General features: G+C 40.7%; 24 protein-coding genes. 4 read left to right on the top strand and 20 right to left on the bottom strand.

What is annotated here, in order from left to right:
- From DFR59_RS09570 to DFR59_RS09560, 3 genes are read right to left on the bottom strand one after another with little or no spacing between them, the layout of a single operon-like run.
- Complete coding sequence (locus tag DFR59_RS09570) at positions 1-684, bottom strand: 3-oxoacid CoA-transferase subunit B (RefSeq protein WP_114745399.1); 684 nt, start codon at positions 682-684, stop codon at positions 1-3.
- Positions 663-1361 (bottom strand): CoA transferase subunit A, encoded by a 699-nt coding sequence (locus tag DFR59_RS09565; RefSeq protein WP_114745398.1) that lies wholly within the window; start codon positions 1359-1361, stop codon positions 663-665. The genes DFR59_RS09570 and DFR59_RS09565 overlap by 22 nt, the downstream gene beginning before the upstream one ends.
- Positions 1345-2709 carry an aspartate aminotransferase family protein gene (locus DFR59_RS09560; RefSeq protein ID WP_114745397.1) on the bottom strand — a complete coding sequence of 455 codons (1365 nt, stop codon included), beginning with the start codon at positions 2707-2709 and terminating at the stop codon, positions 1345-1347. Before DFR59_RS09560 ends, DFR59_RS09565 begins: the two co-directional genes overlap by 17 nt.
- 235 nt (positions 2710-2944) lie before the next feature.
- Here DFR59_RS09560 and DFR59_RS09555 point away from each other — a divergent pair, with 235 nt between their 5' ends.
- Positions 2945-4771, top strand: coding sequence for a methyl-accepting chemotaxis protein (locus DFR59_RS09555; protein WP_114745396.1), 1827 nt, complete (start codon positions 2945-2947; stop codon positions 4769-4771).
- A gap of 83 nt (positions 4772-4854) precedes the next feature.
- On the opposite strand, the gene DFR59_RS09550 is transcribed toward DFR59_RS09555, so the two are convergent.
- Positions 4855-4992 carry a YjcZ family sporulation protein gene (locus tag DFR59_RS09550; RefSeq protein ID WP_114745395.1) on the bottom strand — a complete coding sequence of 46 codons (138 nt, stop codon included), beginning with the start codon at positions 4990-4992 and terminating at the stop codon, positions 4855-4857.
- Between the two features lie 211 nt (positions 4993-5203).
- Here DFR59_RS09550 and DFR59_RS09545 point away from each other — a divergent pair, with 211 nt between their 5' ends.
- Positions 5204-5773 (top strand): DUF502 domain-containing protein, encoded by a 570-nt coding sequence (locus DFR59_RS09545; protein WP_114745394.1) that lies wholly within the window; start codon positions 5204-5206, stop codon positions 5771-5773.
- A gap of 210 nt (positions 5774-5983) precedes the next feature.
- On the opposite strand, the gene DFR59_RS09540 is transcribed toward DFR59_RS09545, so the two are convergent.
- From DFR59_RS09540 to rsgA, 4 genes are all read right to left on the bottom strand, one after another.
- Positions 5984-6484, bottom strand: coding sequence for a PTS sugar transporter subunit IIA (locus DFR59_RS09540; protein ID WP_114745547.1), 501 nt, complete (start codon positions 6482-6484; stop codon positions 5984-5986).
- 73 nt (positions 6485-6557) lie between these two features.
- Entirely contained in the window at positions 6558-7001 is a 444-nt protein-coding gene (msrB, locus tag DFR59_RS09535; protein ID WP_114745393.1) for a peptide-methionine (R)-S-oxide reductase MsrB, read from the bottom strand.
- Positions 7001-7540, bottom strand: coding sequence for a peptide-methionine (S)-S-oxide reductase MsrA (gene msrA, locus DFR59_RS09530; RefSeq protein ID WP_114745392.1), 540 nt, complete (start codon positions 7538-7540; stop codon positions 7001-7003). Before msrA ends, msrB begins: the two co-directional genes overlap by 1 nt.
- Positions 7541-7630: 90 nt before the next feature.
- Positions 7631-8692 carry a ribosome small subunit-dependent GTPase A gene (rsgA, locus tag DFR59_RS09525; protein ID WP_245948435.1) on the bottom strand — a complete coding sequence of 354 codons (1062 nt, stop codon included), beginning with the start codon at positions 8690-8692 and terminating at the stop codon, positions 7631-7633.
- A 307-nt stretch (positions 8693-8999) separates the two neighbouring features.
- On the opposite strand from rsgA, the gene DFR59_RS09520 reads away from it, so the two are divergent.
- The gene (locus tag DFR59_RS09520; protein ID WP_114745391.1) at positions 9000-9746 is read left to right on the top strand and encodes a DUF4397 domain-containing protein; all 747 of its coding nucleotides are present in this window, start codon (positions 9000-9002) and stop codon (positions 9744-9746) included.
- Between the two features lie 193 nt (positions 9747-9939).
- Here DFR59_RS09520 and DFR59_RS09515 read toward each other — a convergent pair whose 3' ends face one another.
- The 6 genes from DFR59_RS09515 to DFR59_RS09490 form a co-directional block, all read right to left on the bottom strand.
- Complete coding sequence (locus DFR59_RS09515; protein WP_114745390.1) at positions 9940-10521, bottom strand: YpmS family protein; 582 nt, start codon at positions 10519-10521, stop codon at positions 9940-9942.
- A 3-nt stretch (positions 10522-10524) separates the two neighbouring features.
- On the bottom strand, positions 10525-11337 hold the full coding sequence (locus tag DFR59_RS09510) for an SGNH/GDSL hydrolase family protein (protein ID WP_114745389.1): 813 nt from the start codon (positions 11335-11337) through the stop codon (positions 10525-10527).
- Positions 11338-11442: 105 nt separating this feature from the next.
- Complete coding sequence (locus DFR59_RS09505; protein ID WP_114745388.1) at positions 11443-12411, bottom strand: nucleoside hydrolase; 969 nt, start codon at positions 12409-12411, stop codon at positions 11443-11445.
- Between the two features lie 104 nt (positions 12412-12515).
- Positions 12516-13358 carry a DegV family protein gene (locus tag DFR59_RS09500; RefSeq protein ID WP_114745387.1) on the bottom strand — a complete coding sequence of 281 codons (843 nt, stop codon included), beginning with the start codon at positions 13356-13358 and terminating at the stop codon, positions 12516-12518.
- A gap of 170 nt (positions 13359-13528) precedes the next feature.
- Complete coding sequence (locus tag DFR59_RS09495) at positions 13529-13780, bottom strand: DUF2535 family protein (RefSeq protein ID WP_114745386.1); 252 nt, start codon at positions 13778-13780, stop codon at positions 13529-13531.
- Between the two features lie 76 nt (positions 13781-13856).
- Complete coding sequence (locus tag DFR59_RS09490) at positions 13857-14525, bottom strand: SOS response-associated peptidase (protein WP_114745385.1); 669 nt, start codon at positions 14523-14525, stop codon at positions 13857-13859.
- A gap of 109 nt (positions 14526-14634) precedes the next feature.
- Here DFR59_RS09490 and trhA point away from each other — a divergent pair, with 109 nt between their 5' ends.
- Positions 14635-15270 carry a PAQR family membrane homeostasis protein TrhA gene (gene trhA, locus DFR59_RS09485; protein WP_114745384.1) on the top strand — a complete coding sequence of 212 codons (636 nt, stop codon included), beginning with the start codon at positions 14635-14637 and terminating at the stop codon, positions 15268-15270.
- 33 nt (positions 15271-15303) lie between these two features.
- On the opposite strand, the gene DFR59_RS09480 is transcribed toward trhA, so the two are convergent.
- From DFR59_RS09480 to DFR59_RS09455, 6 genes are all read right to left on the bottom strand, one after another.
- Positions 15304-15789, bottom strand: coding sequence for a dihydrofolate reductase (locus DFR59_RS09480; protein ID WP_114745383.1), 486 nt, complete (start codon positions 15787-15789; stop codon positions 15304-15306).
- Complete coding sequence (locus DFR59_RS09475) at positions 15786-16580, bottom strand: thymidylate synthase (protein ID WP_114745382.1); 795 nt, start codon at positions 16578-16580, stop codon at positions 15786-15788. Before DFR59_RS09475 ends, DFR59_RS09480 begins: the two co-directional genes overlap by 4 nt.
- Positions 16581-16852: 272 nt before the next feature.
- Positions 16853-17452, bottom strand: coding sequence for a YpjP family protein (locus DFR59_RS09470; RefSeq protein ID WP_114745381.1), 600 nt, complete (start codon positions 17450-17452; stop codon positions 16853-16855).
- A 562-nt stretch (positions 17453-18014) separates the two neighbouring features.
- Positions 18015-18800, bottom strand: a complete 786-nt coding sequence (locus DFR59_RS09465) for a class I SAM-dependent methyltransferase (RefSeq protein ID WP_114745545.1) — start codon at positions 18798-18800, stop codon at positions 18015-18017.
- Positions 18801-18861: 61 nt separating this feature from the next.
- Complete coding sequence (locus DFR59_RS09460) at positions 18862-19296, bottom strand: BrxA/BrxB family bacilliredoxin (protein WP_114745380.1); 435 nt, start codon at positions 19294-19296, stop codon at positions 18862-18864.
- A gap of 14 nt (positions 19297-19310) precedes the next feature.
- Entirely contained in the window at positions 19311-20444 is a 1134-nt protein-coding gene (locus tag DFR59_RS09455; protein ID WP_114745544.1) for a conserved virulence factor C family protein, read from the bottom strand.
- Positions 20445-20490 lie beyond the last annotated feature (46 nt).

Genomic DNA, 20490 nt, shown 5'->3' with positions numbered 1-20490 from the left:
CTACACTCCTTCAATAAAAGATTCTGGAATATACCGGATCTGTTCCGAAAGGGAAAAATCAGCATCTGTTTTTTCTTTAATATCAGCAATTGTATATGGTTCAAATATGTCGGTTAATACAAGCCCCTCATCCACGACCTGGAAAACGCCTAAATCTGTAATGATCATGTCCACACATCTCCTTGAAGTCAGTGGGAGTCTGCATGATTTGACCAGCTTGCTGTTTCCATTTTTATCAGTATGGGTCATTACGACAACCACCTTTTTTGCTCTTGCTGCAAGTTCGGTTGCCCCGCCAATGCCTGGAACTCTTTTCCCCGGGACGATCCAATTGGCCAGATCGCCCTTCTCGCTTACTTCTAAAGAACCAAGAATGGTCATGTCAATATAACCTTTACGGATCATTCCAAAAGCGGTAGCAGAATCAAAATAAGACCCCCCTTGATTGAGGGTTACAGGAAATCCACCTGCATTACAAAGATTTTCATCTTCTTGCATCAATGGCGGGCTTGAACCCATGCCGAGTATCCCGTTTTCAGCCTGGAACATGACAAACCTTTCAGAAGGAAGAAAATCAGGAGTCAAAGAGGGGATGCCTATTCCTAAATTAACGATCATTCCATCCTTGATTTCTTCTGCTGCCCTTTTTGCCATTTTGCTTTTCATTGCTTTTCCCATGCCCATGTCCAGTTCACTCCCTTTGAAGGAACAACCATATCTACAAATACCCCCGGCGTAATGATCTCTTCAGCACAGATGCTCCCGAAAGGTACAATTTCTTCCGCCTCTACTATTGTCCATTCCCCTGCCATTGCAACGATAGGATTGGTGTTCCTGGCACTTTTATCGTAAATTAAATTGCCGAATTCATCCGCTTTTTTGGCGTATAGAATACTGACTTTTGCAGTCAAAGCTGTTTCAATCACACATTTTTTTGGGCCGATGGTGATAGTTTCTTTTCCTTCTGCCAAGTATTCATTATCTGCTCCTATTTCTGTGATGATCCCCTCAAGTCCTACTCCGCCTGCCCTCATCCTTTCAGCAAGGATTCCTTGAGGCGAAAATTCCACTTCCATCTGGCCACTGCTCATCAGTTCCCCTGCAATTGGATTAGATCCAATATGAGATGCTATCACTTTCTTCACTCTCTTGTGTTTGATTAACTGGCCAATCCCGATATCAGGAAATCCGGTATCATTTCCGATTAAAGTAATATTTTTGATTCCTTTTTCTAAAATGGATGTAATCAATCCAGGTGGTGAACCGACCCCTCCGAAGCCGCCGAACATGATCGTCATTCCATCAAAAAAATGCCCCATTGCCTCCTCCATTGAGACAACTTTGTTATATGGTTTCTTCATGTTCATCTCCGCTTTCAACGTGATTCTTTTCTAAAGATTCAAATGTTTTTCTAAGTCTTCTGACCAACTCATCGATCTCTCTTTTAGTTATATTAATAGGAGGAGCAATGATGACGGCATCCCCGCTGCGGCCATCAATCCCCGAAGCTGCCGGATATAATAGAAGACCATTTTCGTTTGCAGCCGATACTACTTTGTGTGTAAAAGCTCCTCCAGGGGAAAATGATTCCTTCGTCACACAATCCTTTACGAATTCTAATCCTATAAGCAGACCTTTCCCCCTGATTTCCCCTATGAAATTGAATTGCTTGGACAATTTTTGAAGAGAGGCATCCAAATACTGTCCTTTTTCCTCTACCATGTCCATCCATTTCTCTTCATCAATCAACTTAAGGACGGCTAACGCCGTGGCACAGGAGAGTGGATTGGCACTGAACGTATGACCGCTCATGATGGATTTAGTTCCATCCCATATCGGTTTCATAACCTTATCGCTTACGACCGCTGCAGCAATCGGAGCATATCCAGCCCCTAGTCCTTTTCCAAGTGCTGCAATATCCGGTTTTACCCCCCAGTGGTCAAGTGCAAGCATTTTCCCTGTCCTTCCACACCCTGTCATAACTTCATCAGCGACAAATAAAATGTCATATTTATCACAGAGTGCTTTGATTTTTTTGTAATAGCCCTCTGGAGGCGTTATTGCTCCACCTGCCGCACCAATGACTGGCTCAACAATTATGCAGGCGATGTTTTCTTCACCAAGCCTCTTGATAATGGTTTCCAGATAGGAGGCGCAATGAAGTTGGCAACTTGGATATTCTTTCCCATATGGACATCTATAGCAATAAGGAGGTTCGAACACGGGCCAGTCCTCAAGTATGGAACTGAACTTTTCCCTCCTTGCCGGGTGTCCGGACATGGATAGTGCTCCCATCGTAATGCCATGGTAGCTCATCCATCTTGAAATGACTTTTGTTTTTTTCGGCATACCTTTTTCAAGCCAATACTGAAGGGCTATTTTAATTGCAGTTTCAGTGGCTTCTGATCCGCTGTTGACAAAAAATGCCGAATTTAAATGGCCATCCGATTTTTCAGAAAGCCATGACGCCAATTCTTCCGCTGCCTTGCTTGTAAATTGGGAACGGTAAACGAAAGCAATTTTTTCTGCCTGATTTTGCATTGCTTGGATGACTTCTGACCGGCCATGTCCGATATTTGCCGTAACGGCTCCCGAACAGGCATCTAAATACTCTTTTCCTTCTACATCATAAATATAGATGCCTTTGCCATAGTCGACTTCTGCATACTCTCCGTCAAGAAGAGGTTTGATTAAATGGGAACGAGGCAACTCCATCCCTCCTGCCTTTCAAACATTTACGTTCTCCTATAAGTCTATGTCACTCTCTATTTATTCTTTCTAGGAATTTTTTTAGTTCAATTAGCGGAAAATGTTTTATTTTTTTCTAAACTTTGGTTTTTCGACAAATATTATGAATATTTAGTAGAAAATTCTCAAAGGAATGTATAGAATGAAAATAAGTCAAAATTGACTAGGGATATTGACACATAGGGGGAGGACAAGATTGAAAAAAGAAAAGCAGATTTTCTCTTTTAAGAAAACTAAAAAAACACGAGAGAAAATAGAAAAAAAAGAGAGAAAACCTAAAAAACAAAAAGAAAAACAAAGAAGCGTCAAAGGCATTTGGCATTATACACAAACCATTCGAGGCCGCGTTGTACTTTCTTTTGGATTTTTAACCATCCTTTTAGTTGCACTCACTCTGATTTCCTATTTCAATATGAGGGCCCTAGAGCAAGAAATCAATAGAGTAGTAAATCACGATATGCTAGTACATAGCGATATTCAAGATCTATCCAAATCCCTTGTAGATATCGAGGACGGGGCCAGGGGATATGTATTGACTGGTGAAGAGGGCCAGCTCGCACCTTATGGAAATGGTAAAAATAATGTAGAGAATCAATTGAAAGCACTTGAACCATTACTAAGGGACCAGGCAGCGCAATCAAAAAAGTTAGAAAATGTCAAAAACTATTATAATTTCTGGATTGGCTGGATTGATCGCATCATAGAGTCAAGAAGATACGGCACCCAGAAAGAAGCGACTCTGCAAATCTCTACTTCTCAAGGAAACAATTATATGCAGTACTTGAGAAAAGATATGCAATCCATGATAGACGAACAGAAGAGTTTTACAAAAGAAAGAATCGACTCTTTGCACAAACAAGTGCTTGTCTCACAGGCTGTGACACTAGGCGTTTCCATATTGGCTGTAGTGTTGACAGTATTATTCTCTATCGTGATATCCAGGAATATCCGGGCAAATACACGTAAAATCAGCAAGTCCATCCTGGAAATTGCAAGCGCAGGCGGCGATCTAACGAAAAGGATCCAGGTTAAATCGAATGATGAACTCGCCGGTCTTGCCAGGGATACCAATGTATTGATCGATGGCATCGCTTCCCTTGTAAGGGAAGTATCTAAAATGGCAGAAAATGTATCTGCCAGCAGCGAGGAGTTATTGGCTTCGGCAGAAGAGACATCCAAGACCATCATGTCGATTGCAGAAACATCCACTGAAATTGCTGTAGGAAGTGAAAAAACGACTTCACAGATGGAAGTGTCCGTCAACAAGATGAACTTGTTAGAGAAATCGGCAGGCCGATTGAATGATAACGCTGAAAAAGTAAAGTTGGCTGCTTCACAAATGCGTTCTGCAGCAGAACATGGCGGTTCATCAGTCAAGTCTTCTTCATTGAAAATGATGTCCATTGAAGAAACAATGGCCAATACTACTTCTACAGTGGAATCATTAGGCAAAAAATCAACTGAAATCACGAAAATCATCAACACGATTACAGATATATCAGAACAGACCAATTTGCTTGCATTGAACGCTGCTATTGAAGCGGCTCGTGCAGGTGAACATGGAAGAGGGTTTGCAGTAGTCGCAGATGAGGTCCGGAAGCTTGCTGAGCAGTCGCAGAATGCTGCCAAGGAAGTAACGGGCATTGTCCGTTCAATCCAACAAGAAGTGAAAACGATCATCACACAGAACGAAGAAGGCGTCAAAGCTGTTATTGAAGGCGTAGAAATCTCAAATGAAACCACTACATCCCTTGATAACATTTTAAAACAATCACAGGATACCTTCTTTGTCATCGATGAAATGGTGGAACAGATTCACCAGACTTTGCATCTCAGCCAAGATGTGGCAGAGGCATTTGCATCTGTAAGTGAAATAGCTGAAAGTACAGCTGCAAATACGGAAATGACGGCGGCTGCCTCAGAAGAAGGATCTGCAGCAATGGAGCAAGTGACAGCATCGGCTTCAGAATTGTCCAAGCAAGCTGAGAATCTAAGGGATTTGATTTCAAATTTCAAAATTTAATTTGATTAATTCTATTTACAAACAAAAAAATCTGGCTTTCCTTTTAAACAAGGAAAGCCAGTTCCATTTTATCCATTCATTTGTTATCTAGGGCAGTAGCAGACTGCGCCAATGATGATCAACAAGATAAACAATACAACGATCAACGCAAACCAATTGCCTCCGCCGCATGGATATGCGTAACCAGGCGTGCAGCATCCAGCACCATAACCATAGTACATATCTTTCACTCCTCAGTGATAAATAATCATTCTACAATGCTAATTTATGATAATCGTCCATAGTACGTATGTGCATTCGCCCAGTTCTAAATTTTTTTTATGATATTTGCCCCTCCTCCCTCTTTTTTTAGTTACTCGATTTCTCTTTTCTCCTAAGCGTCCTAAAGGTATAATGTCTTTATGTTTGTTTTTAGAGGAGTGAAAAACATCTATGAAATCCTTGGCAAAAAACTTTCTAAATGGCGTGTTGACTGTAATTCCCATTGTCCTCGTCATCTATGTAATTTATAAACTGTTTGTGTTTTTTGACAGTATATTAGGAAACATCCTCCGCCCCCACTTTCCACATTATATTCCGGGCATTGGACTTATCGCTACGCTCATCATCATCACGATTCTTGGATGGCTGTCCACGAAGCTCGTGACTGGGACCATCATAAAATTAATCGACAAACTTTTAGCAAAGATTCCTTTGGTCAAGACCATTTATTCCGTGATTAAAGACACAGTCAATTCTTTTTTAGGCGATAAAAAATCATTCTCGAAAGTTGTGACATTCACTTTTCCAGGGACAGCTGTAAAAAGCATCGGCTTCATCACCTCAGAAAACCTGGAACAATTCTATAGCCCATTTGAAAATTATTGCGCTGTATACATCCCGCAAACGTTCCAAGTAGCGGGGTTCACGCTCTTGATCCCAAAAGAAGATCTCGAAATCATCGAAGTAAAGCCCGAAGAAGCAATGAAATTTATCCTTTCTGGAGGAATGACTTCTAAATAGAAAAGCGGAGCCGGCTGTTCAGAGGCGCCGAGGTTGGACTGAAGCACCACGAGATAAAGGAAACACGGAGAGCGAAGCGATCCGATGTTGACTTATCGTAAGTGTGCTGAAGGAAACCTCCCAGCCTCTAGCCGGTGGAGCTGGACAGAATTACACTCTGAAATGTTATGCTCTCTATTTTTAAAATAAAAAAGCCCTCATTGGGCTTTTTTATTTTACCGTTATATCCATAACCGCATCACTGCCTGCTTTGACGTGATCGACTTCTCTCATATTCAGTACTTCAATATCATCACCATTCGTCACGATAATCGGAGATATGACGCTCGAAGCCTTTTCATTGATTAACTGGATATCAAACGTGACCAGCGAATCGCCTTTTTTCACTTTATCCCCTTCAGAGACCATTGCTTCAAAGCCCTCCCCATTCATCGAAACCGTTTCCAGTCCAATGTGAATCAATACCTCTGCACCATTTTCAGCTTTTAATCCAATAGCGTGCTTTGTAGGGAATAACTGTATGACAGTTCCATCAAATGGTGCAACGGCTACCCCTTCAGATGGTTCGATTGCAAAACCATCACCCATCATCCTTTGGGAAAAAACCGGATCGGGCACTTCTTCCAAAGGGAGGATCTTACCTGACATCGGGGCAAACAAATCTACATTTTTATCAGCTTCACCTTTTATTCCAAACAATTTATTCAGCATTTTCGTCACCATCCTATATATCTCTTATAGACCAAAATCATTGGGATAAAACCTAAATTAAAAAGAACAGCGATTATCGCTGTCCTTTTTCGAATAATTTCATGTATTCCCCGTAGCCTTCTTTTTGCATATCCTTCAACGGGATGAATTTCAAGGCAGCTGAATTAATGCAGTAGCGAAGGCCGTCCGGTCCTGGACCATCATCAAATACATGTCCCAGATGCGACTCCCCTTTATTGCTTCTTACTTCTTTTCTGACCATAAAGTGGCTGAAATCATCTTTCTCGTAAACTTCTTCCTGATTCAACGGTTTTGAAAAAGATGGCCACCCGCATCCTGCATCGAATTTATCCTTAGAACTAAAAAGAGGTTCTCCGGAAACGACATCAACATAAATGCCATGCTCAAATACGTTCCAATAATCATTTTGAAAAGGAGGCTCCGTACCATTGTTCTGAGTCACTTCATATTGAATTGGGGTCAATTTCACTTTAAGTTTTTCCTTATTTTTGTTCATTATTGATCACTCCAATGGGTTTTTATAAATGATTCTCTCCCCGAACCTTTATGATAGGCATTGTAGTGAGAAGGATTTTTTTTATAATATTTCTGATGATATTCTTCTGCAGGATAAAAAGCCTTGGCAGGCAAAATCTCTGTGGCTATCGGTTTGTTAAATTTGCCGCTTCTTTCAAGTTCTTCTTTTGATCTTAAGGCTATTTCCTTTTGTTGATCTGAATGGTAGAAAATCGCCGTCTGATATGATCGTCCACGGTCATAGAATTGACCGCCCGGATCGGTCGGATCTATCTGCTGCCAATATACCTCCAACAGCTTTTCATATGGAAACAGTACAGGGTCAAAAGTGATTTGGACGGCTTCAAAATGACCTGTTGTTTCCGAACATACTTCTTGGTAGGAGGGATTTTCAGTATAGCCCCCAGTATACCCTGATACCACCTTTTCAATGCCGGGCTGTTCATCGAAAGGCTTGACCATGCACCAAAAACAGCCGCCTGCAAATGTTGCAAGCTCGTAATTACCCTGAAGAGACATAGCTATCAATCCTTTCAAATAAAGTCTATTTTCATTATTGATGGCATTTTATCGCTTTTTTATGCAGAAGTAAACGATTACGCTCAGGTCTTATCGTTTTCTTGGGGGATTTGAACCTTGACTGATTTTTTTCCACTTTTTCCGTTCCTCGCTCTGAGCTCGTTTATCCGTTTTGCGGTCCAAGTAGGCTAATTCCCTTTGAAGCTTCAAATAGCTCTGAAAACGGGATTCATCCAAATCACCTTCTTGAATCGCCTCCCTGATAGCACAGCCCGGCTCAGATTGGTGTGTGCAATTTCTGAAACGGCAGCGTTCTGCCAGAATATCTACATCCGAAAAGCCGGAATGAAGCCCCTCGCTGCTCTCCCAAAGTTGTATCTCCCTCATTCCTGGAGTATCAATAATACAGGAGCCGTTTTCTAAAATGAACAACTCTCTATATGTCGTTGTATGCTTTCCTTTACTGTCATCTTCCCTGATTTCCTGAATCACTTGTTTTTGGTAGCCGATCAGATGGTTCAGCAGAGTGGATTTCCCCACTCCGGAAGAACCGATCAAGGCTGCGGTTTTACCCGGATGAAGATAACGTACCACTTCGTCCAGACCTGTACCCGTTTTGATACTAATCGGAATAATCGGGACACCCATGGAGATATTTTCCACTTCCTGAACAGCTGTTTCGATATTTTCACATAAATCGGCTTTGCTAAGAACAATGATCGGATTTGCCCCGCTTTCCCATGCAAGAATCAAATAACGCTCCAAACGCCGCAGATTTAAATCATCATTTAGAGATGTCACAATCATCAACTCATCAATATTGACAGCAACAATTTGCTCTTCTGTCTCGTTGCCGGCTTTTTTCCTTGAAAACTTGATGCTGCGATCCAATACTTTCTCAATGATTCCTTTATCTTCTCCCGTTCGTTCTTTCACCGCCACCCAGTCCCCGACAGATGGATAGTCGCTGGATAAAACTGAATGATAATGAAATTTCCCTGAAATTTCACATAGCCATTCTCCATGCTCTGTTATGACCTTATACATCTTTTTGTGTTCAAGGACCACTCGTCCCAACACATAACCGTCCTCATAATTTTTAAATTGCTCCAAAATATTTTGTGGTGCATTAATGATAAATTGTTTATTCAAATGTATTTCCTCCTATTTTTAAACATAAAAAAACCATGGACGACACAGCCCATGGTTAAAAATAGGAATCACAATTGAATGATAATCCGCTTATTTTTATCCGATGAAGACAGGCTGTGCCATATATCTGCCTACTGCTGCTTTTAAAACAAATAATGTTCCTGACATATGACATCACCTTCTTCCCATTAGTTAATCTTATTATGTATGATTTACCAAAAAAATGCAACTCTTTTCTTCTAGGCAATTCACAATTTTTTCATTTTCGCATACGTTATTGACGAATCTAAAAATAGGAGCGAGATGAATGAACAATCAAGAAATCGAATTGCAGAAGGCATCCATGTATGATTTGCTCGCTTGCTACTATAAATATCTGGATCCAACAAAGCACATCCACTATTATCAACTTCACTTGGACCATTTGAGAAAAGCCTTATCCGCGCCTTCCACGACTGAGATACAAAGACAGCAAAAGATGGCAAATGTGCGCATCCTCCACGCCGCACCTGATCTATCGAGCGTTGATGTGTATATAAACGCCCAAAAAGTTCTCAAGCATATCTCTTTTAAACAGGCAAGCACCTATCTTACATTGCCCTCTGGGAAATACCATATTGATATTTATCCGGCAGATACAAGTGTCACAACAGTCATCAGTAAAAAAGTCACCATAGAACCAGGAAAGAACTACACCTTAGCTGCTGTAGGACAGGGCGAAAAACTTCAGCTTCTGCCTTTTGCAGATATACCGGGGGTTCCACCGAACGAAGCAAAAATCCGTTTCATTCATTTATCACCTGACACACCTGCTCTCGATATCGCAGTGAAGGGACGGGATGTTGTCTTCCCGGATGTGGCTTACAAGCAGGCAACTGAATATTTAGGCATCACTCCGATGACGGTGGAATTGGAAGCGCGCCGTGCTGGAAATAAAGAAGCGATTCTTCCATTCCCCATAATGAAATTCAAACCAAACCGAAGCTACACGATTGTTGCAGCTGGTTTGGCAAATGGCGAACCCGGTCTGGAAATCATCTTACTTAAAAATTAAAAACGAGCCCTCCGGCAGCAATGCCAAAGGGCTCGTTTCCTTTTATCATATTATTGTCCAGCTCCAGCGCCTAGCCCCTCGAGGTCATAAGCCGCACCTCTACGGAAATCAGGATTTCCTTCGAGTTCCGTCTTATGCGGGTCGGGGCTGATCGAGGCGCTTGCGCTTTTCTATTTGTCCAGCTCCGCTTTTCTTATTGAGTTGGAACCAATAATGTAAATGAGATATTATCGTCCTTCAGATTGAATTCATCTGCCCGGACTTTCATATCACTCTTTAACTTCATATTATGAAAAGAAACATAGACCATTTTATCATTGGGCTGGATTTTCACCCAATCCGGCAGCTTATAGGAATCCCTGATGAACTTTAACACATAGGAAACCGGAAGATTCAATCGTCCAAGTGAAATGGACTTCTGACGAAGAACCAGATCTCCATTTTTCAGAGCTTCAGGTTCAAATGTCATTTTCAGATTCAGATCTTGTGAAAAAACTGGAATGGTTCCATAGAGTTCAACTTCATCAGTCAACAAAACTCTATAATCGACAGGGCCATTCAACCCTTCTTTCTTGATGTAATGATTAATCATTTTATTTAAGTCTTCTTTTGTCGCATTTATATGAAATTGGACATCTTTGCCGTTGGAATATGCCCCCTTTGGATTCGGTTCATCTTTTGCCGGCATGAATGCCATTGCCAAAATGATGACAATTCCAAGGATAACAAGTCCAGCCAATCCAAAAAACGCTGTCTTCCATTTATTTCTCTTCATTCATCAATCTTCCTTTACTACTAAATTGGACTCCAATAATCCGTTGATCTTTTCCCCTTTCAATTCTTCAAATATACGGTCTGCTATCAATTTATAGCCTTTGTCATTAGGATGGAAATAATCCGTATAGAGCAGCTCTTCTTCCTTGTTTTCGAAAATATCCGAAATGGGTACAAATTTTGTTTGATCAAACTCCCCGAGGATATCCAAGCTTGCATTATTCCAATTGTAAACAATCTGCTGAAGTTCTTTTACATCTGAAAACCATTTAATAAAAGGATTATAAAGGCCGACTAACACAATCCCTGCATTTGGATTCTCATTCCTTATTGTCGTAAGAATATCTTTCAATCTCTTCTGATATCCAATCCTTGCATTCTCGAATTCTTGTAGTTTTAAGTTGGAAAAGTTATCACGGAACACTTTCATAACGTCATTTCCGCCGATTGTTATCATTACAATATCAGCTTGTTTGACTTTACCCTGCACTTTTTCTGTTTTCAGCCTTGAAAGCAGCTGGTCGGTTCTGTTTCCTCTGACGCCAAAATTATAAAATGTCACTTCATCTATACCCTTTTCACTTTCAAGACCTTTTTTTAAATAAGGTATATAGCCGCCTGAGTCGGTACTGTCCCCAACACCTTGAGTCAAGGAGTCGCCAACTGATACCACAGTCAGTTTTTTTGGAATAAAGTCAGATGGAGGATCCTGCTTTTCTTCCAACCCTACCTTACGAGTTGGGTTTTCAGCTGAAATTTGTGAGCATCCAGATAAAATAACACTAAAAACTAAAAGAAAGGTGAGAATTTTTTTCATCTCTGCCACCCCGCTTTTTGTCGATAAGTATATTATATCACGATATGATCTTCATGAAACCCGTCAGACAGAATGTAAAGAGTCATTGCAGACAGACTCCCATGGCTACCTGCTTGGTCCTGAAGTAAAAGTATTGAAAACTTGCTCCACAAAAACTTTGTAATTAAAAGATTGAGCAATTAAATGTTTTGGCCACGGTGCTTTCGTTGCACTCTCTCTGAAATCCCCCAGACTTTGCCCAAACCCGGGTCCGCTATCCACATTAATCTTAATGGGGAATTCCTTAAACACGATTTCAGCTTTTGGGGTCAATGACCAGATGGAAAGTAAATCATGAAGGGGGGCACCGATGATACCCGGATAGTTTTTTTCATAAAATGCATAATAATAATCCACTAATGGTTTAATGATTTTACCCGCTTGATCATTTATTTCATGAAAGTATTTGTCAAGCAGATTAATGTTTTCCGGTGTTATGATTGAATATCTTGTTACATCAAGAGGAATGATATGAAGTTTCATCGGGGAAAGCTGAATGACTAAATTTGCAGCATATGGGTCACTGTAAAAATTAGCTTCTGCAGCAGGGGTCACATTTCCAGGAGATAAAAACGCACCGCCCATTATGTAAATATCCTTTATATATTTGATTTTTTCAGGATACAGAACAAATAAAGTAGCTAAGGAAGTGAGCCTCCCAGCTGATAGAATGCTTAAATCATATTTATATTTTTCAATCAGGTTTACGACATCAAAAAAATTTTCAAGGTTGTTGCCGCTTGGAATATTTTTAGGGATAATAGGGCCAAGCCCTGCAGGACCATGAACTTCTAAGTAGTATTTTGCCGGCAGGCCGGTCAGAGGAGTTACAGCACCGCCGAAAACCGGGATATCGGAAATACCTGTGACTTGCTGAATAAATTTCACATTTTTGACAGCCTCTTCTCTGGATACATTTCCATAGTCCGCTACAACCCCAACAATTTCTACTTCCTGGCTGTAGTAAGCGAATAATGCAGCCACCACATCATCGACTCCGAGATCACTGAAAAGCAAAATTTTTTTCTTTCCCATATTATGAACACCCCCGTCTTTTTATTTATATGCAAAGAATCTACTCTTCCCCACGTATAATACAGACGTAATCAAAAAAAATGCCCCAATGAGGGCATTTTTGATCATTCAGCGTAATAAATAAAGCCGATGGCACCAGGACCCGTGTGTGTACTGATGATAGGTGTTGTATCATCGATGTATACACCTTCATATCCTGTGACTTCCATTATTTTCGACTTTAAAGCTTGAGCCAATTCCATATTGTCAGCATGCATAATTGCCGCTGCTTTTATCGTTTTCCCAGCGATATCATTGACGAATTGCTTCGATAAGAATTTCACCACTTGGGAATAGCTTCTTACTTTTGCGACTGGGCTGTATTCGCCGCCCTCTAAAGATGCGATAGGCTTGATATGAAGAAGAGATCCCAATAAAGCCTTTCCTTTCCCGATGCGTCCGCCCTTGACTAAATTCTCCAATGTATCTACCACAACATAAAGATGTGTGGATTCCCGTATTGTCTTCAATCTCTCAAGGATGCTTTCCATGTTTTTTCCATCCTTGGCCATCTTGGCTGCCTCGAGTACTTGAAAGGCCAACCCCCTGGTAATAAATCTTGAATCTACTACAGTCACTGAGGACTTGGACATTTCTGCAGCGCTTTCAGCTGTCCGTACAGTTCCACTCATATTTCCAGTCATATGTATGGATAAAATTTGGCTGCCATCGCTTCCCAGATGATCATACATTTCAACAAACTTGCCAATAGGAGGCTGTGAACTTTTCGGCAGCTCCTTGGAATGTTTCATTTTTTCAAGAAATGTTTTTGGTGTTATTTCGACCCGATCTAGAAAGGTTTCGTTATTTATGGAAATGGAGAGCGGGATTACATTTATACCCCATTCTTCAATTTCTTCTTTTGTTAAATCCACCGTGGAATCGGTGACAATCTTGATTGAACTCAAACTATCCACATCCTAACACTGCTATGGTTTCAATTATTATATCTTTAAAAAGGGAAGATGAATATCATTTTTTCAAACTGGATGCTTTTGGCAAACAGGTGAAACCTTAGTGACTCCCCGCAAAAAAAGATGGCCGCACATAATGCACAGCCACCTTTCCATAAAAAAGATCAAGCATTATTCTTTAATTCTGCCGGCTGATATATCTCTTGATATTCAGTCCATTTTAATACTTTCTTTAAATGCATCTTAAAGGAATACACCTTATTAGGCTGAGCTTCGCGATCAATATTCTTTAAGAATGACTGCAGCCTTACATGCATTTTGAAATAAAGCGGATTTTCCTCGTGCAATACTGGAATTTCGATAACTTTTACCTTCTGTCCATTTTCCGATTTGAACTCAAGGCTTTTTAACAGCAAAGTATCAATCCTCTTTTTCACCCGTTTGTCTTCATTATACCCTATTTCTGACCGCAATACCTGTCTTAAATTGTCGTTAACTATATTTTTTATGTTTGTTGGATTTTTTTATACATTCCTTGCTGACATTCCTTGTGGAGTTGACTAATGAGGAGACAGCATAATTCGTAAGACTTCCATCCTCAATGGGAATTAGCAGATGTTTTACATCGTGAAATGGAGAATCAGACAGCCAGTGATGGATTGCTGAATCATCTTTCAGAATCACCGGCATTCTTTCATGAATACCCGCCATATCTTCATTCGCCTCAGTGGTAATGATCGTACAAGTAGTATCTTCGTTATTTCTATCCCATAGTGCTGCAAAAGCAAATGGTCTTTTTTCTTTTAGTTGGATCCTATATGGCTGTTTGCTGCCATCAATAGTACTCCATTCGTAAAAGCTGTCTGCCAAAATGATCATTCTTCTTTTTTCTAAAAGTTTATTATAGCTTGGCTTTTCTTCAATAGATTCTGCCCGGGCATTTATTAAAGGCTTCCATTTTTTCATATCTTTAACCCAATATGGGACGAGCCCCCATTTTATATAGCCTGCTTTTCTTTCATTTTTCTTTTGTACTGCGCCTAAAACATTTTGAGTTGGTGCGATGTTGTAGGATGGCTCGAAAAGTTCAGGGAAATCATCAAGGAGAAATTGTTCGATCAAGTCTTCTTTTGATGCATTTAATGTATACCTTCCACACATAACCTTTCACATCCCTTCTGCCTTTTCAAAGGAAATTCAGAAAATATTTGCAGCTTTTATGATTGAGGTTTATGATAATTTAAAATAAAGAGAAAGCGAGGTTCAATTATTGACATCCACTCATTTTGAAGACTGGAAAGAAGAATTGGCCAACGCCATTACACATGGGATCGGATTTTTATTGAGCATCCCCGCCCTTGTCATTCTAATTGTGATTGCTTCACATAAACAGGATGGCTGGTACATGGGCAGCTTTTTGGTTTTTGGGATTTCTATGCTTCTATTATATCTATTTTCAACGATGCTACACAGCTTTAAACCTTCTAAAGCAAAAAGGGTTTTTGCTATCCTTGATCATTCTGCCATTTATTTATTGATTGCAGGGACCTATACCCCTTTTGTCTTAATCACGCTAAAAGGAACCCTGGGATGGGTGCTTTTTGGATTGATCTGGCTTCTTGCGGTATGCGGAATTGTATTCAAGTGCCTTTTCATTGATAGGTTTCAACTGCTATCCACTATTTTTTACGTCTTGATGGGATGGCTCATCATCATTGCAATCCAGCCCCTGTATCACAACTTGACCCCTTCAGGTTTCATGTTCTTGTTGACTGGCGGGATTCTTTATTCAGTTGGAGCAATATTTTACATCTGGCAAAAGATACCCTTCAACCATGCAATTTGGCATCTGTTCGTACTTGGCGGCAGTGCACTCATGTATTTCTGCGTGCTATTTTATGTTTAAGACTAAATGTAAAGAGGGGCACAGGGCCCCTCTTTATTTTTTTCTATATTTCATAAACTGGTAGTCATATGGGTTTTTTTCATTTTTAACACCTTTTGTTGACCAAACCAAATTCCATTCATCCCAGATTACATCACGAAAGTATGTATCCCCTTGAAATGTTTCTTCAATTTTTGTGACATACATTTGATCGACTTCATCTATAAACAGGCGGAAAAGTTCTGCCCCACCGGTTATGAAAACTTCTTTATCCTGATTATCAATCCAATTCAGCAATGATTCTTTTTCATGAAAGAGCATGTAGTCGCCTTTTTTATATGCGGCATCTCTGGTTAGTATAATATTCGTCCTGCCTGGTAATGGCTTCCCGATGGATTCATACGTTTTTCTCCCCATTACGATCGGGTGATGCATGGTTGTTGTTTTGAAAAACTTAAGATCTTCCGGAAGTCTCCACGGAAGCGAATTGTCACTTCCGATCAAACCTTCTTGATCCATAGCAAATATAAAAGAAATCATACACTCACAGCCCCTTTTATATGTGGATGGGACTGATAGCCCGTTAATTCAAAATCTTCAAATCGGAAGCCGAATATATCCTGCACTTCAGGATTGATCTTCATCGTTGGGAGTGGGTATGGATCCCTTTCCAACTGAAGTTTGACTTGGTCGATATGGTTGGAGTAGATATGGACATCTCCAAAAGTATGAACGAATTCTCCCGGTTCAAGACCGCATACCTGCGCCACCATCATCGTTAAAAGCGCATAGGATGCAATGTTAAACGGCACCCCGAGGAAAACATCTGCCGATCTTTGATAAAGCTGACAGGACAATTTTCCATTCGCAACGTAAAATTGAAAAAGACAATGGCATGGCGGAAGGGCCATCTTGTCAATTTCCCCGACGTTCCATGCATTCACAATCATCCTTCTTGAGTCAGGGTTATTTTTGATTGTTTCTATCAGTTCAGTGATTTGGTCAACTGTCGTCCCGTCGCCGGTACTCCAGGAGCGCCATTGCCGCCCATATACCGGCCCCAATTCGCCATTTTCATCTGCCCATTCATTCCAGATTCGAACACCGTTTTCCTGCAGGTAGCGTACGTTGGTATCGCCTTTTAAAAACCATAGCAGTTCATGGATGATGGATTTCAGATGAAGTTTTTTTGTGGTGATCAGCGGAAAGCCTTCATTGAGGTCGAATCTCATTTGATAGCCGAACGTACTGAGCGTTCCTGTCCCTGTTCGATCTTCTTTTTTTGTTCCATTTTCTAATACATGTCGGCATAAGTCTAAATATTGCTTCATCTGTTGTCCCCCTAAAGAATGATTACCTCTATTATGAAATAAAAAGATAGTATTCGTAAACCTTGTTGTTAAAATCTTAATGCCGATTTTAACGTCATTGTACCTGTTGTGTACGTTGAAATGGAGTATCCAGGCTCTTTTCTAACTATATTTCTTGCATAGTTTGCATAAGTTAGCACGTTTTTATGGCTAAAGCAGCAAACTTTGAGAAAAGAGCCAATAAAAAAAGAACCTTTCAAGGAAGGTTCTTTTTAATCTCAAATAATATCAGCCTATGCAGACATCCATTTTGGCGGGGTATTTTTATCCCAATAGATCATCCCTAGATCATAGTGGGTCTGGAACTGATCATGGTATGTATGATAATGAAAATTGAAGTAATATCCTTCGAGCGGCGGGTGGTCCCTTCTAACATGAAAGCGAATTACGTCATTCCCGGTATTGGCATTATAGATATGAAATATTTTTTCACTTGTTCCACCGCTTGGATCTTCTGAAATGGCCAGATGGCTTAGGTCCTCTTTCGGATATTGGTCAATGGTCATCTCGATTGCCTTTTGAATATTCGGCAGGATGATGTCCTTGAATTCATTTTCGATGACCGGAGTAATTTTTTGCCCGAATTTTTCAAAGGATTGCTTCTCTGCTTCTTTCATGACTATCCCAATGATTGCATCCCTTGAATCGGTATCATCAAATAGGCCGCTTCTTTCTGCCTTGTCATCATAATTATTTTCAAGTTGTGGAGTAGTCTGCTGTTCTGCTTTATCTAATGTCTGATTCTCGGCCATGAACGCCTGTGACGGTGTTACCATGCCGAAGGACAAGATGGAAATCAGGACAACAAACGATTTGCGAAGCCATATTTTCATGCTAAAAATCCTTTCTTGCGAATTGATCGTGTCATCTCTTCATAATTATTATACTAGCTTTCTACGAACAAATGTAGAAAAGGTTTCAAATTATCAGACAGAAATTGAAAAATAGGAAAAAAGTTTGTTCATAGTGAAAAAAGGAAATAATAATAAAAACAGGAAAAAGGGGTGTATCTGGATGGCTGATACTTTTGCTGTCATTGGATGTGTAGTAATGCTTGCATACTTTGTTTTTTTATCGATAACAGATTAATTAAGAAAAGCGGAGCCGACTGTTCAGAGGCGTAGAGACTGGAGCGCAGCCACACGAGATAAAGGAATCACGTTGAGCACAGCGAATCGATGATGACTTATCGTAAGTGTGCTGAGCGAAGTCTCCCAGCCTCTAGGAGGCGGAGCTGGACAAAGAAAAGCGCAAGCGCCTCGATCAGCCCCGACCAGCATAAGACGGAACTCGAAGGAAATCCTGATTTCCGTAGAGGTGCGGCTTATGTCTCGAGGGGCTAGGCGCTGGAGCTGGACAGAACTGAAAGGGCGCCTGAATACTCAGAGCGCCCTTTTACTTATCCAGGACTCCAAAATGGAACTTGGATGACTTGCGGATAATCTGCCGAAAACCATATTTTTTAAACAAAGGGGAGCGAAAATGCTCTTTGAGTACAACCTTTTTTGCTGCCACCCTCTTGGCCTCTTCAACTACTTCATCTGACAACTCAGTATAGACTGCCCAATCCCGCATCGCATTGATTCCCTCTGACTCCTTGATGGATTCTTCGAACATGGGATCAAGATAAACAATATCAAATGAACCATCCTCGCAGCTCTTTAAGTACTCCAGGTGTGTGGAGGAAATAACTTCAATCCTTTTCATGGCAGCATCCAATTCTGGAATGCCTGTCCCCCAGGAATGAAGTCCGGCAGCTACTATATAGGCTACATACGGATTACCCTCAAGACCTGTAATTTTTCCGTCCTCGCCTGCCGCGAAGCTCATTACAATACTGTCCGATGCAAGTCCGAGTGTACAGTCCAATACCTTCATACCCGCTTCAAGCTCCATGACCTCTATTAATGGATCCGATTCCCCTTTGATCAATCTCTTGACCCTGAAATTGGCAGAGTTCGGATGAAAGAAAAATGGGACCTCTCTCATGGAATCCTTTTTGAAATGATATAATTCCATTCTCGTCTTCCCCATTACAATGCAATTATCCTGTAGTCTTTCCTGCATGGAAACCAGTGTTTCTTTTTTTCTGTCCACATATGGGATGCCTAATTCCTGTGCAGCAATTTTAGCTCTGTCAGTCAGATTTTCATTGGTTCTTTCTGATGTAGTTAAAAACAAACTCTTCACCTCTTTTACATTCAAATAGAAAGGATGCCATTTAGGCATCCTTTTCGCTTCATTAACAATGTTTATCAAACGCACCCATTAAATTATGGATGATTTCTTCCATTGTATGATCTTCTATGTCTTCCCTTGGAATAAAATGAAGAACTTCTTTTCCTTTAATAAGTGCCATGGATGGAGAGGATGGTTCAAAGCCTTCGAAGTATTCCCTCATTTTTTCAGTAGCCTCTTTATCCTGGCCGGCAAAGACAGTTACAAGATGATCAGGGGATTTATCAGATGCTACAACCGCTTGAGTGGCTGCAGGACGAGCCAATCCTGCTGCACAACCGCATACAGAATTGACGACCACCAGTACAGTCCCTTCATTGTTCTCCATAAATTCCTCTACTTCTTCTCCAGAAAGTAATTCCTTGAAGCCAGCTCTAACCAATTCCTGTCTCATAGGAATGACCATCTGTCTCATATATTCTTCATATGCCATTGACATTTACGTTTCCTCCTTTATTCTCTTTCTTTCTTATTTCTCGCTTCCGTCATTTGTTTCCAAACCGATCCTTTTGCTTCTTCGCCGCCCTCAATTCTTTCAATTGCCATTTTAACTTGGAGGCTCACTTCGAATTCAGGATCATTTTCTGCGTTCTTTAAAGCTGGAAGCGCCGTTTCATCTCCCACTTCGTATAAAAACATCGCTGCACGCCATCGGACAATTTTGCTTGTGTCCTTCAATGCTTCCATCATTTCTTCCATTGCTTCTTCATAGCCCAAGTCGGATAAGCAATCTCCCGCTGTCCGCCTTACCATGACCGTTTTGTCCTTAAGTCCTTTATATAGAAATGGAAGGACACTCTTATCCTCGATCATCCCTAAATATACGACAGCCAAACGGCGAATAGAAGGTTTTTCATCATTCAATGCCTGCTCAAGAAGAGGAAGATCCTCCAACTCAGGATCGTCCATTTGATCGAGGAGCTGGTATCTTTTGCGCCAATCAGGGTTGTCAAACATTTCAACTGTCACTTTTTTCTTTTGGCGTACTGTTTCGCTTTTCTTCTCAGGGGACTGTGCTTCACTTACCAGTTCATCCAATCTGGATTGAGGATAAGCTGCCACGATTTCTTCCTTAAGTTCTTGACCGATTTGGTCAAGTTCTCCGTAGCGGATGCCGTAGTCTTTCCATTTTCTTGCCAAAACTACATTATCTTCTTGCTTTTGCGCAGCACCCACTGCAGTTATATATGCTTCAGGAAGGCCGAATCTTCTTTCCTCATTCCCATCAGTCAGTTTGATCTGCATTGGAATGCCTTTGAAAAATTGTACGGAGGCATTTACTTCACCGAAGTGCTCGTCGGGTTTGATCCCCTCTTCTCTAGCATCAGCTTCTTCACCAAAAGCCGTCCGCACTTTAGGAAGAATTTCCTGCCAATCCACCTTCCCATATCTTTCTACCGCTAAAAAATCTGCAACATGATAAACACCCTTTACACCTTCAATCTCCAGGATATCCTGGATGATTTTTGGTGCATCGGAAGCAGTTTCTTTTTTATAGTTATTGCTTTTTCCCGAAGGAAGTTCTTGATTCAAAATAATTTTCATTGTATTAGGGCTGGGAGTGGGTTCTATGGATTTAATATTCATAATCAAACAGTCCTTTCCACGAAAAAATCCATCATCATTGTAACAT

The organism is Falsibacillus pallidus (assembly GCF_003350505.1).
Taxonomy (GTDB): domain Bacteria; phylum Bacillota; class Bacilli; order Bacillales; family DSM-25281; genus Falsibacillus; species Falsibacillus pallidus.
The sequence above is the reverse complement of the archived record's forward strand: the minus strand, read 5'-3'. Positions and strand labels throughout refer to the sequence as shown.